The following is an 11,293-nucleotide window of genomic DNA, read 5'->3' on the forward strand; positions in this document are numbered from 1 at the left end:
ACCTGTGAATTTTAAAAAACAGGTAAATATAAACAGAAAGAGGTAAACTATAAAAGCGATTGCTTTTAATAGTTTACCTCTTTACTTTAAGCTTCTATTTTAAAAAGGGACTTTTTCAGTGCCCTCGTACTTTTTGGGGTTTTTTTATAAAGGTAATAGATTTATTTAAAGTCTTTTCTTTGAGCAGTTAATTCTGCAATTTTCACGATTACTTGGGTTGCTTTAATCATGCTCTCTACAGGTACATATTCATACTTTCCATGGAAATTATGTCCACCAGCGAAAATATTTGGACATGGTAAGCCCATGTAAGATAACTGAGAACCATCTGTTCCTCCTCTAATTGCTTTGATTAGTGGTTTAATATCTAATTGCTTCATAGCTTCTTCGGCTATATCTACAATAAATTTAACTGGCTCTACTTTTTGGCGCATATTGAAATATTGGTCTCCCATTTCTAGAGTTACAATAGGACCTGAGAATTTTTGAGCGTATTTCTTATTGAATTTTTTTACTAATTTTTCAATAGATTTTTTTCTCTTTTTGTATAGTTTTAAATCGTGGTCTCTAATAATTAATTGAACCACAGATTCTTCTATACTTCCACTTACATTATGCACATGGAAGAAACCTTCATATCCGGTTGTTTTTTCAGGTACTTCCTTTTTAGGTAATTTGCTGATGAATTTATTAGCAAGTAAAATGGAGTTAATCATTTTTCCTTTTGCATAACCAGGGTGTACACTTTTTCCGTTAAAAGTAATCTTGGCATATCCTGCATTGAAGTTTTCATATTCTAACTCTCCAATTTGGCTACCATCCATTGTGTAAGCCCATTTTGCTCCAAACTTCTCTACATCAAATTTATGAGCTCCTCTTCCAATTTCTTCATCTGGTGTGAATCCGATTCTAATCTCTCCATGTTTAATGTGTGGATTTTGAATAAGGTATTCCATTGCAGATACTATTTCAGTAATTCCAGCTTTATCATCTGCTCCTAATAAAGTAGTACCATCTGTAGTAATTAAGGTTTGTCCTTTGTATTGTAAAAGGTCTTTAAAATACGAAGGAGAAAGAATGATGTTTTGTTCTTTATTTAAAACAATATCTCCACCATCATAATTCTTTATAATTTGTGGCTTAACATTGGCTCCACTGAAATCTGGCGAAGTGTCAAAATGTGCTATAAAGCCAATAGTTGGAACTTCATGATCTACATTGCTCGGTAGAGTAGCCATTATATACGCGTTCTGGTCAATGGTTACGTCTTGTAGGCCAATTTGTTTTAGTTCTTCTACTAATTGATTAGCTAAGTCCCATTGCTTTTCTGTACTAGGACAAGTAGAAGAATTTGGATCTGATTCCGTATCTACAGTTACATAACTGATAAAACGATCAATAATATGTTGCATAAAATAATAGTTTTTGTATCAGACAAAAGTAGGAATTAATTGTGTTAATTCTCTATTATTAACACCAGAACTTAATTAGGTGTCCCACTGGGGGCTTTTGTTGGTTTTTATATCCTTTTTTATGCTTTTAAAGTAAGGGGAAGTCTATAAAATAATTATCTTTAACTCTTTGTCTAAAATGCTAATAGGTTTTTTAAATAGAGGGACATGAGGATACTTTTGACTATTTTCTTTTTTTTATATACGTTAATTTGCTTTGGTGTAGATCCGGATCGAAAATATGTAGATCACCCAATGAATTCAAATATACAAGTAGAATCGGTAGAGATTACCACACCGGATAATTATGTACTAAAATCATGGATCTGTTTCCCTGATGAAAAAGTTAATCAAAATAGAGTTTTGGTTTTAGCTTATGGAGATACTGGTAATATGTCTTATTGGATAAGACAAGTTTTGGAGATGGTAAACAAAGGTTATACAGTTGTTATGTTTGATTATCGTGGCTTTGGGGAAAGTAGCGATTTTGAAATGCAAGCCCAACAATTATACTATGATGAGTTTACAACAGATTTAGTGAGTGTTATTCAATATGTAAAAGAACGCTTTAAGCAACCTGTAGGGGTGTGGGCTTTGTCCATGGGAACCATTTCAGCTGTATTTGCCTACAATATAGAGAACTATCATTATTTGATAGCTGAAGGATTTGTAGCTAGCCCTATTGAAGTTGTAAAAGTAATTGATCAATATTTAGAAAAACAATATACTTTGCCTGAAAGTGCACAGAATTATGATAAGGCTCTTTCTAGGTTGAACCTACCAGTTTTATATTTTACAGGTAACAAAGATGGATTGACACCACCTCAGGATAGTTACCGAGCAAAATATTTAAACCCTAGGAGTAATGTGGTTTTATTTAAAGGGGGACACCTTCAAGGCTTTCAAGCATTATCCCTAGATTATCATGGGCAAAGGTATATTGAGTACGTCAATAGCTTTTGCGATAATTTGTATTAGTAAATATCTAAGGACTTTAAAAATGGTTAATTTTTCTTGTTTCTAAAGTGTTATAAGTACATTTGTGAGTTATATTCAAATACGAGAATTTCTTTACTATGCATACAAAGCACCGTCACTTTATCCTATATAAGCCACATGGCTATATAAGTCAATTTATCTATGAGAAGAAGAGAAATAAAAAAAAATTGGGAGAGTTATTTGATTTTCCCGCAGGTACGATGGCTATAGGGCGATTAGATGAAAATTCAGAAGGATTATTATTCTTAACTACCGACGGACAAGTTAGTGAGCAAGTAAGAAGTAAAACGGTTGAAAAACAATACTATGTACAACTAGATGGTACTATTTCAAAAGAAGCTTTAGAGCAATTGCGAAAAGGAGTAGTAATTGGTATTAAGGGAGAGCATTACCTTACCAAAGAATGTAAAGTAGAGTACATAGAGCAATTACCCTCTTGGATAAAAGAAGGTCGTAGAATTAGGGACCCAAGACACGGGCCAACTAGTTGGATTAGTATTACCTTGACGGAAGGGAAATTTCGACAGGTACGAAAAATGACTGCTAAGGTTGGTTATCCTACTTTAAGACTCTTAAGAGTGAGAATAGGGGATATAACTATAGAAGACTTAGAGGTTGGTCAAGTAAAAGAAATAGAAATATTTTTATAATAGAATTTATGAGAGCAGTTGCTAGGGAAAATTATCAGTTTCAAAAACTGATAACTCTTATAGGAGTCGTTTTATTGTTAATAAAAGGTTTAGCTTGGTATTTAACTAATTCTGTTGCTATTTTAACCGACGCTTTAGAGAGTATCGTAAATGTTGTTAGCGGTCTTATTGGGCTATATAGTTTATATCTTTCTGGGTTACCAGCAGATAGAAATCACCCTTATGGACATGGTAAAGTAGAGTTAATTTCAGCTACTATTGAAGGAGTATTAATTATCGTAGCAGGTTTAATTATTTTGCGAGAAGCAATATATAATTTCTTTGAGCCACAGCCACTTGGTAAATTGGATTTTGGTATTTTTTTAATTGCATTTAGTGCCGTTGCTAATTACATCTTAGGAAGGTATGCTATTAAAAAAGGACAAAAGAATAAATCTTTAGCCCTTGTTGCAAGTGGGAAACATTTACAATCGGATACTTATTCAACTATAGGGATTGTAATAGGTTTAATCTTAATTTACTTTACCAATTTAGTTTGGATTGATGCTGTGGTTGCCAGCCTTTTTTCTGTGATCATCTCTGTTACTGGTTATAAAATTATACGACAAGCAATTTCTGGTATAATGGATGAAACCGATGAGGCATTATTACAAGAAGTAGTTGATTTTCTACAGCAAAATAGACAGCAGAACTGGATTGATATTCATAATTTTAGAATCATAAAATATGGAAGTGTACTACATTTTGATTGTCATATGACAGTTCCATGGTATTTCAATATCATAGAAGGACATAAAGAAGTAGAGGCTTTAGAGAGTGCAATTGAACAACAATTTGGATCTGATTTGGAACTATTTGTACACATGGATGATTGTAAAAGCTTTTCTTGTGAGATTTGTAGTAAAACAGATTGTCCAGTAAGACGAACTCCTTTTGAAAGACAAGTTAACTGGAGTGTAGAGAATATATCTTTAAATAAAAGACATCAATTAACTACTAAAGATTAACTACTAAAGATTAACTACTAAAGATTAACTAAAAAGCGCTTGTGTTCTTTGTCGAATGCAATGGCTGGGTGATCAAAAAAATCGTCAAATACATTTTGTTCTATTAAAGAGGAAATGCTATTTTGTGTATTGAAGTTTTGTTTCAATACAATGGCATTATCACTAAATTGTAGGGCCAACTCCATATCATGAGAGGAGAATAAAATTGCTTTATTTTGTTTTTTGGCTAAGTCTTGTAACAAACTATACAAAGCTACTTTATGGTGAAAGTCTAAATGATTGGAAGGTTCATCTAGAATAATAATAGGGGTATCTTGGGCTAGTGCTCTTGCAATTAGCACCCTTTGCATTTGACCGTCGCTCAAAGCGTAAATACTCTTATCTACAAGATGAGTAATTTGTGTCTGCTCAATGGCTCTGTCAATGCATTGTTTATCTATTGGCTGCAGAGTGGTTTTCCAAGATAAATGTGGAGTTCTTCCTATTTTTACTAATTCGTATACACTAAGGTCCTCTCCAACTATAGATTCGGTTAATACAATACTAATGAGTTTAGAAATTTCTTTTTGATTGTATTTTTCAATTGCTATACCATTAATGAGAATGTTCCCTTTTAATTTAGTAAGGCTACCTGTAAGGGTTTTTATTAAAGTAGATTTTCCACTACCGTTAACCCCTAAAAGACTCGTTAGCTCTCCACTTTTAATGCAGATATTTATATTTTCTTGAATAGGATTTGGGTTTGCCGATTTTATTTTTTTATATCCAATTGCTACATCTTGGCAAGTAAGTGAAAAAAGGTCCATGTAATATAAATATAGTTTAAGAGGTAATATATAAAATGTAAATATAATAATAAAAGGATTTATGGATTTATTCGCATTTGAATCATTATTATTAAGCTAAATAAACCCTATATTTGTACAGTAAATAATTTATTATTAAAGATAATGAAACCAAACACACAACAATTAACTGAGTTAACAACCCAAGTAAGAAGGGATATTCTTAGAATGGTTCATGCAGTAAACTCTGGTCACCCTGGAGGATCACTAGGATGTGCGGAATTTTTAGTTGTATTATACCAAAATTTAATGCAAAGAAAACCAGAATTTAACATGGATGGTGATCAAGAAGACATTTTCTTTTTATCTAATGGTCATATTTCTCCTGTATTCTATAGCGTATTGGCTCGTAGTGGATATTTTCCAGTAAGTGAATTAGCTACTTTTAGAAAAATTAATACACGTTTACAAGGGCATCCTACTACGCATGACAACTTACCAGGAATTCGTATGGCTTCTGGTTCATTAGGACAAGGATTATCTGTTGCTCTTGGTGCTGCACAAGCTAAGAAATTAAATAAAGATAACCATTTAGTTTATGTTCTATTAGGTGATGGAGAATTACAAGAAGGACAAAACTGGGAAGCTATTATGTACGCATCTGCTAAAAAAGTAGATAACCTGATAGCTACTGTTGACTTGAATGGTAAACAAATTGATGGAACAACAGACAAAGTTTTAGATTTAGGTTCATTACAAGCTAAATTTGAAGCCTTTGGATGGGATGTAATCCATATTGAAAAAGGAAATGATATTGATTCAATTTTAAAAGGATATCAACAAGCGAAAGAAGCTACCGGAAAACAAAAACCAGTTTGTGTGTTATTGCATACTGAAATGGGTAACGGAGTTGACTTCATGATGGGGACACATGCTTGGCATGGTAAAGCACCTAATGATACTCAATTGGAGGAAGCTTTAAATCAAAACCCAGAAACATCTTTCGGGGACTACTAATTCTTTATAATCGAATCACACATGAAAAAATATACAAATACAGGAAGTAAAGATACTCGTTCAGGGTTTGGAGCTGGTTTAGCTGAGCTTGGACGTACCAATGAAAATGTTGTTGCTTTATGCGCAGATTTAATTGGTTCATTAAAAATGGATGAATTCATCAAAGAAAATCCAGAGCGTTTTTTCCAAATTGGAATTGCTGAAGCAAACATGATTGGAATTGCAGCTGGCTTAACTATTGGTGGAAAAATTCCTTTTACTGGAACTTTTGCTAACTTCTCTACTGGTAGAGTTTATGATCAAATTCGTCAATCTGTAGCATATTCAGAGAAAAACGTAAAAATCTGTGCATCTCACGCTGGCCTTACTTTAGGAGAGGATGGAGCAACTCACCAGATTCTTGAAGATATTGGATTGATGAAAATGTTACCAGGAATGACAGTAATCAATACTTGTGACTATAACCAAACCAAAGCAGCAACTCTTGCAATTGCAGAATTTGACGGACCGGTTTATCTTCGTTTTGGTCGACCAGTAGTTCCTAACTTTACACCAGCGGATCAAAAGTTCGAAATTGGAAAAGCGGTATTATTATCAGAAGGTACAGATGTAACTATTGTAGCAACTGGACATTTAGTTTGGGAAGCATTAGAAGCAGCACAAGAATTAGAACAAAAAGGTATTTCAGCTGAAGTAATTAATATACATACGATTAAACCTTTAGATGAAGAAGCTATCTTAAAATCTGTTGCTAAAACAGGATGTATTGTAACCGCTGAGGAGCATAACTTCCTTGGAGGATTAGGAGAAAGTGTTGCTAGAGTATTATCTTTAAACAACCCTTTACCTCAAGAATTTGTTGCTGTAGAAGATACTTTTGGTGAATCAGGTACTCCAGAGCAATTAATGGATAAGTATGGCTTAAATGCAGAGGCAATCGTTTCTAAAGCAGTAAAAGCTGTTTCACGTAAATAATAAGTTTTATTACTTCTTTATGTAGTAGTAAATTCATAATTTTAAAAAGGTTCTAGGTTGTAATCTAGAACCTTTTTTTGTCTTTTTTTAAAGGAGATACAGTTTTATAATTAAAGTTTGATTTAATGTTATAACTTTTTGTATCTATAAAAATAAGCCCAGTAAAGGATAGAAATAAAAAAGCCCTAGAAATTTATTCTAGGGCTTTTAAAGTCTATAAGCAAACGGCCTATCAGTGGCTTATTATTTTATTTAAACAAGAATTAGTTTCTTGGGTTATTAGGTTTCATGTCTAATTTTTCCCAAACCCATAGTCCTTCTTCGTTTATATATGGTCTACATTCTTTATCTAAATAAGTAGGTTTATCGCTACATAATTTTAGATTTGGATCATTGTATTTATAGTATTTTGATAATCCGTATTCATCATAGTAAATCAATTCCGTTCTAGTTGGTACCCCATCATCATCATCATCAAGGTTCAAAAAGTTTGGAGTGTCTTCATAACCAGATGTAGAATAAGAGAAATAGTCCTCTATGCTTAGTTTTGTTCCAATTTTGCTTGGTTCTACTTCATATTTAGAAAGGATTCCATCTAGGTCATGGTCTCTTTCTAAAGTATTTATTACGGTCATATCCACAATAGCAGATTCATACCCTTTTAACTTAGCACTATTACTTTGATTAAATAAGTATAGTCCCGAAGGAATAAAAGCAACAATTCTACCAGCTGAACCTTCTTCATAGGTTAAACCATCATTTCCTAGTTCTAGGTTTATAGCTGTTTTAGTGAACTGTAGTAGTTGTCTCTCTCCTGAAGTTAATTGAGGGGTAGAAAAACCACTTTGGTATTCAACAATAGTCTCAGGGAAAGAAGTGAATCTTCCTTTTAGAGGTTGAGTAACCGATTCATTTTTTAAATTGAATATGTTATTTCTTGTATAAACAGAATCAATTGGTTGTGGCTGAACTCCTTTTCCTTCATTTAAAACAAGGAAGTAAACCATGTATTTTGTTTCGTCTTCATTCTTAGTATACTCTAATCTAGTTACCTTATTTTCATATATACCATAATTTGGATTGTATACTTGAGAAGTAACTGTTTTAATAATGTACTTGTCATTAGTAAGTTGTACACTATCTAACCGAGGATCGTTTTTAATGGTTGGTTGTTGACGATAATTAGGACTTGTGATACTATCAAAAGAAATTGTTCCGTCTTGGTTTTCAATCATATAGTTGTTTGCAAGATACTCTGCAATACTAGCCTTATTCTCTTTGTAAACTTCTTCAGGTTCTCGTATAATGACTTCTTCTCCTTTAGGACCTCCATCATCACTTTTGCAATTTGTAAGCAGTAAAGTTGTACAGATTAGACTTAAAGCTGCAAATATTCTATTCATTTTTGATTCAATTTAGTAGTGCAAGATACAATTTTACTTTATTTTTGTGTACTTTGTTTATAAAAAATAATATTAAATTATGCGTATTGATAAATTCTTGTGGTGTATTCGTTATTATAAGACCAGAAATATAGCTACAGAAGCTTGTAAAAAGGGGCATGTAACAGTCAATGGTCAGCAAGCTAAAGCTTCTCGTGAAGTTTATGCAACCGATAAAATTACCTTACGTAAAGATCAAATTGTTTATCAATTGACTGTCTTGGATGTTCCGCAAAATAGAGTAGGGGCTAAATTGGTGGATGTATATAGAAAAGATACTACTCCTGAGGAGGCATTCAAACACATTGAAATGCTAAATTTAGCTAAGAGTCATTATCGAGCAAATGGTACAGGAAGACCTACTAAGAAGGATCTTAGAGAGATTAATGATTTTTTAAATTACGATGAAGAAACAGAGATGGAGGATGAGCAAGACAAACAATAATGTTACTTTATATTGGCAAAATCGCTATGAGCAAAATAATTCCCCTTGGAATGCTCAAAAAGTAACTACTCCAATCAAGGAGTATATCGATCAATTGTCCGATCAAAGTATTAGGATTCTGATTCCAGGTGTTGGTCATGGACATGAATTGCACTACCTGTATAAAAGAGGATTTAACCATATTAAAGGATTAGATCTAACTGGTATTGCAGCACAATCTACCTTTGAAGTTCATAAAGATTTTCCAATAGACAAAGTAGTAATAGGAGATTTTTTTACTCATAAAGGAAAGTATGACTTAATTTTGGAGCAAACTTTTTTTTGCGCTATTCCAAGGGAACAAAGAATTCAGTATGTAGAGAAGATGAAAGAATTACTTACAGAGAATGGAAAATTGGTAGGAGTGCTTTTTGATACGGAGTTTGACCAGCAAAGCCCACCTTTTGGAGGAGGTTACCAAGAGTATTTTGATTTGTTTAATTCCAAAATGAACATTAAAACCATGGAAAGAGCTTATAACTCCATTCCACCTCGAGCTAATAGAGAATTATTCATTATTATAGAAAATAAATAACATGACGAAAAATATTATTTTAACCAAAGAGCAGATTGATTTTAAAATCAAAAGAATTGCTTATCAAATATATGAGACTTTTGTAGATGAGCAGCAAATTGTAATTGCTGGTATTGCAAATAGTGGATATACTCTAGCGGGTAAGATCGCTGAACAGCTTGTTCAAATCTCTGACATTAAAGTAGAGTTATGTGAGGTGAAGATTGACAAACAAAATCCTATCCGTCCTATTGAAACTTCGTTAGAGAGTAAAGACTACCAGAGTAAGGCTATTGTATTAGTAGATGATGTTTTAAATTCTGGGGCAACATTAATTTATGGAGTACGTCACTTTTTAGATGTGCCTATTAAAAAGTTAAAGACAGCTGTACTAGTGGATAGAAACCATAAAAAATATCCCGTTAAAGCGGACTTTAAAGGGATATCTTTATCTACATCTTTATTCGAGCATATTCAAGTTGTTTTTGAAGGTGACCAGCAGTATGCTTATTTAAGTTAATAAAGCTAGTTCTGCAGCTTGTTCTACTACTTGGTCGATTGATTTATCATCAATGGATAGTACGTGCTTTGCTTTATGGTAGAAGTAGCTTCTGTCAAATAAGTGTTTAGCAATATAAGTTTCAAGTGTATCGTCCATTTCTTGATTTAAAAGTGGACGATGCTCTTTTGCTTTTTCTAATCTAGATGCTAAAGTTGATATAGATCCTTTTAGGTAAATAGAAGTGATTTGATCTAGTTGTAGGGCTAAATGATTATTAGCATAACATGGAGTACCACCTCCTAGACTTAATACAAAAGGAGTATTTTGCTCTAATAAGCTATGAAGAATTTCATGTTCTTTCTTTCTAAAATAGATTTCCCCGTGTTCTTTAAAGATATCTGATACACTTTTTCCCAGCTGTTTTTCAATTTGTTGATCTAAATCGATAAAAGGCAAGTGAAGTAGTTGTGCTAGTTTTTGCCCAATAGTGGATTTACCGGAGCCCATATACCCAAGTAGGATAATTTTTTTCATAAAATAATGTATTGTTATATAGTGAGTTAGATTATGTGTTGAAATTTATTGCAAAAATAAAACAAATTTGTCGTGGTTTTCTAAAAAAACGTCCTATATTTGCACCCGCAATTAGGAATTGAAATAAAGACTCGATAGCTCAGTTGGTAGAGCACAACACTTTTAATGTTGGGGTCCTGGGTTCGAGCCCCAGTCGGGTCACAAAATCCTTTTTAAACAAAGGTTATTCTTTTTAAAAAGAATAAGTTTGCACAAACAAACTTTAAAAAAATTGTGAAGACTCGATAGCTCAGTTGGTAGAGCACAACACTTTTAATGTTGGGGTCCTGGGTTCGAGCCCCAGTCGGGTCACAAAATCCTTTTTAAACAAAGGTTATTCTTTTAAAGAATAAGTTTGCACAAACAAACTTTAAAAAAATTGTGAAGACTCGATAGCTCAGTTGGTAGAGCACAACACTTTTAATGTTGGGGTCCTGGGTTCGAGCCCCAGTCGGGTCACAAAATCCTTTTTAAACAAAGGTTATTCTTTTAAAGAATAAGTTTGCACAAACAAACTTTAAAAAAATTGTGAAGACTCGATAGCTCAGTTGGTAGAGCACAACACTTTTAATGTTGGGGTCCTGGGTTCGAGCCCCAGTCGGGTCACAAAATCCTTTTTAAACAAAGGTTATTCTTTTGAAGAATAAGTTTGCACAAACAAACTTTAAAAAAATTGTAAAGACTCGATAGCTCAGTTGGTAGAGCACAACACTTTTAATGTTGGGGTCCTGGGTTCGAGCCCCAGTCGGGTCACAGTTTAGGACAAGGGATCAAGTGCAAAAGTTGGGGACTACGCAAAAAGTTGCGTTAATCTAAATAAGAAAAAAGCTTTATCTCTAACACCTCTATACATCGTTCTGAAGTGTTTTATTTTAGCATTGAAGGATTCCGCAG

Annotated in this window: 12 protein-coding genes, 5 tRNA genes and 1 pseudogene; 13 read left to right on the forward strand and 5 right to left on the reverse strand. The window is 33.2% G+C overall.

The window, feature by feature from the left end:
• Positions 1-161: 161 nt before the first annotated feature.
• Complete coding sequence (gene pepT, locus ACYSNX_RS12285) at positions 162-1,412, reverse strand: peptidase T (RefSeq protein WP_461754961.1); 1,251 nt, start codon at positions 1,410-1,412, stop codon at positions 162-164.
• A 207-nt stretch (positions 1,413-1,619) separates the two neighbouring features.
• On the opposite strand from pepT, the gene ACYSNX_RS12290 reads away from it, so the two are divergent.
• The 3 genes from ACYSNX_RS12290 (at position 1,620) to ACYSNX_RS12300 (ending at position 4,107) form a co-directional block, all read left to right on the forward strand.
• Entirely contained in the window at positions 1,620-2,429 is an 810-nt protein-coding gene (locus tag ACYSNX_RS12290) for an alpha/beta hydrolase family protein (protein ID WP_461754962.1), read from the forward strand.
• A gap of 98 nt (positions 2,430-2,527) precedes the next feature.
• Positions 2,528-3,100, forward strand: coding sequence for a pseudouridine synthase (locus ACYSNX_RS12295; protein ID WP_461754963.1), 573 nt, complete (start codon positions 2,528-2,530; stop codon positions 3,098-3,100).
• Positions 3,101-3,108: 8 nt separating this feature from the next.
• A complete protein-coding gene (locus tag ACYSNX_RS12300) occupies positions 3,109-4,107 on the forward strand; it encodes a cation diffusion facilitator family transporter (RefSeq protein ID WP_461754964.1) in 999 nt (332 codons plus the stop codon).
• 17 nt (positions 4,108-4,124) lie between these two features.
• On the opposite strand, the gene ACYSNX_RS12305 is transcribed toward ACYSNX_RS12300, so the two are convergent.
• Positions 4,125-4,913, reverse strand: coding sequence for an ABC transporter ATP-binding protein (locus tag ACYSNX_RS12305; protein ID WP_461754965.1), 789 nt, complete (start codon positions 4,911-4,913; stop codon positions 4,125-4,127).
• 144 nt (positions 4,914-5,057) lie between these two features.
• On the opposite strand from ACYSNX_RS12305, the gene ACYSNX_RS12310 reads away from it, so the two are divergent.
• Together ACYSNX_RS12310 and ACYSNX_RS12315 are read left to right on the forward strand one after the other, a co-directional pair.
• On the forward strand, positions 5,058-5,909 hold the full coding sequence (locus tag ACYSNX_RS12310; protein ID WP_461754966.1) for a transketolase: 852 nt from the start codon (positions 5,058-5,060) through the stop codon (positions 5,907-5,909).
• 21 nt (positions 5,910-5,930) lie between these two features.
• The gene (locus ACYSNX_RS12315) at positions 5,931-6,884 is read left to right on the forward strand and encodes a transketolase family protein (protein ID WP_461754967.1); all 954 of its coding nucleotides are present in this window, start codon (positions 5,931-5,933) and stop codon (positions 6,882-6,884) included.
• A 263-nt stretch (positions 6,885-7,147) separates the two neighbouring features.
• Here ACYSNX_RS12315 and ACYSNX_RS12320 read toward each other — a convergent pair whose 3' ends face one another.
• A complete protein-coding gene (locus ACYSNX_RS12320) occupies positions 7,148-8,287 on the reverse strand; it encodes a hypothetical protein (protein ID WP_461754968.1) in 1,140 nt (379 codons plus the stop codon).
• 79 nt (positions 8,288-8,366) lie between these two features.
• Here ACYSNX_RS12320 and ACYSNX_RS12325 point away from each other — a divergent pair, with 79 nt between their 5' ends.
• Genes ACYSNX_RS12325 through ACYSNX_RS12335 form a run of 3 tightly spaced genes read left to right on the forward strand, consistent with a single transcriptional unit; the run spans position 8,367 to position 9,844 of the window.
• The gene (locus tag ACYSNX_RS12325; RefSeq protein ID WP_461754969.1) at positions 8,367-8,771 is read left to right on the forward strand and encodes an RNA-binding S4 domain-containing protein; all 405 of its coding nucleotides are present in this window, start codon (positions 8,367-8,369) and stop codon (positions 8,769-8,771) included.
• On the forward strand, positions 8,752-9,345 hold the full coding sequence (locus ACYSNX_RS12330) for a class I SAM-dependent methyltransferase (RefSeq protein WP_461754970.1): 594 nt from the start codon (positions 8,752-8,754) through the stop codon (positions 9,343-9,345). Before ACYSNX_RS12325 ends, ACYSNX_RS12330 begins: the two co-directional genes overlap by 20 nt.
• Position 9,346: 1 nt before the next feature.
• Positions 9,347-9,844, forward strand: coding sequence for a phosphoribosyltransferase family protein (locus tag ACYSNX_RS12335; RefSeq protein WP_461754971.1), 498 nt, complete (start codon positions 9,347-9,349; stop codon positions 9,842-9,844).
• Here the strand turns inward: ACYSNX_RS12335 and ACYSNX_RS12340 are convergent.
• Positions 9,836-10,360 carry a shikimate kinase gene (locus tag ACYSNX_RS12340; RefSeq protein ID WP_461754972.1) on the reverse strand — a complete coding sequence of 175 codons (525 nt, stop codon included), beginning with the start codon at positions 10,358-10,360 and terminating at the stop codon, positions 9,836-9,838. The two genes, ACYSNX_RS12335 and ACYSNX_RS12340, sit on opposite strands and share 9 nt — an antisense overlap.
• Before the next feature lie 128 nt (positions 10,361-10,488).
• On the opposite strand from ACYSNX_RS12340, the gene ACYSNX_RS12345 reads away from it, so the two are divergent.
• The 5 genes from ACYSNX_RS12345 (at position 10,489) to ACYSNX_RS12365 (ending at position 11,152) form a co-directional block, all read left to right on the forward strand.
• Positions 10,489-10,561 (forward strand) — tRNA-Lys (locus ACYSNX_RS12345).
• A gap of 77 nt (positions 10,562-10,638) precedes the next feature.
• A tRNA-Lys gene (locus ACYSNX_RS12350) sits at positions 10,639-10,711 on the forward strand.
• 74 nt (positions 10,712-10,785) lie between these two features.
• Positions 10,786-10,858: transfer RNA gene (locus ACYSNX_RS12355), tRNA-Lys, on the forward strand.
• 74 nt (positions 10,859-10,932) lie between these two features.
• A tRNA-Lys gene (locus ACYSNX_RS12360) sits at positions 10,933-11,005 on the forward strand.
• 74 nt (positions 11,006-11,079) lie between these two features.
• Positions 11,080-11,152, forward strand: a tRNA-Lys gene (locus ACYSNX_RS12365).
• Positions 11,153-11,189: 37 nt separating this feature from the next.
• Here the strand turns inward: ACYSNX_RS12365 and ACYSNX_RS12370 are convergent.
• A pseudogene (locus tag ACYSNX_RS12370) lies at positions 11,190-11,293 on the reverse strand (ISAon1 family transposase); the annotation flags it as partial.

The organism is Myroides sp. LJL115 (genome assembly GCF_054871665.1).

What these genes read in the sequence shown, in the direction of transcription:
- ACYSNX_RS12290 (WP_461754962.1), top strand. Translation starts at nt 1,620, where the DNA reads ATGAGGATACTTTTGACTATTTTCTTTTTTTTATATACGTTAATTTGC.
- ACYSNX_RS12325 (WP_461754969.1), top strand. Translation starts at nt 8,367, where the DNA reads ATGCGTATTGATAAATTCTTGTGGTGTATTCGTTATTATAAGACCAGA.
- ACYSNX_RS12315 (WP_461754967.1), top strand. Translation starts at nt 5,931, where the DNA reads ATGAAAAAATATACAAATACAGGAAGTAAAGATACTCGTTCAGGGTTT.
- ACYSNX_RS12320 (WP_461754968.1), bottom strand. Translation starts at nt 8,287, where the DNA reads ATGAATAGAATATTTGCAGCTTTAAGTCTAATCTGTACAACTTTACTG.
- pepT (WP_461754961.1), bottom strand. Translation starts at nt 1,412, where the DNA reads ATGCAACATATTATTGATCGTTTTATCAGTTATGTAACTGTAGATACG.
- ACYSNX_RS12330 (WP_461754970.1), top strand. Translation starts at nt 8,752, where the DNA reads ATGAGCAAGACAAACAATAATGTTACTTTATATTGGCAAAATCGCTAT.
- ACYSNX_RS12335 (WP_461754971.1), top strand. Translation starts at nt 9,347, where the DNA reads ATGACGAAAAATATTATTTTAACCAAAGAGCAGATTGATTTTAAAATC.
- ACYSNX_RS12295 (WP_461754963.1), top strand. Translation starts at nt 2,528, where the DNA reads ATGCATACAAAGCACCGTCACTTTATCCTATATAAGCCACATGGCTAT.
- ACYSNX_RS12305 (WP_461754965.1), bottom strand. Translation starts at nt 4,913, where the DNA reads ATGGACCTTTTTTCACTTACTTGCCAAGATGTAGCAATTGGATATAAA.
- ACYSNX_RS12300 (WP_461754964.1), top strand. Translation starts at nt 3,109, where the DNA reads ATGAGAGCAGTTGCTAGGGAAAATTATCAGTTTCAAAAACTGATAACT.
- ACYSNX_RS12310 (WP_461754966.1), top strand. Translation starts at nt 5,058, where the DNA reads ATGAAACCAAACACACAACAATTAACTGAGTTAACAACCCAAGTAAGA.
- ACYSNX_RS12340 (WP_461754972.1), bottom strand. Translation starts at nt 10,360, where the DNA reads ATGAAAAAAATTATCCTACTTGGGTATATGGGCTCCGGTAAATCCACT.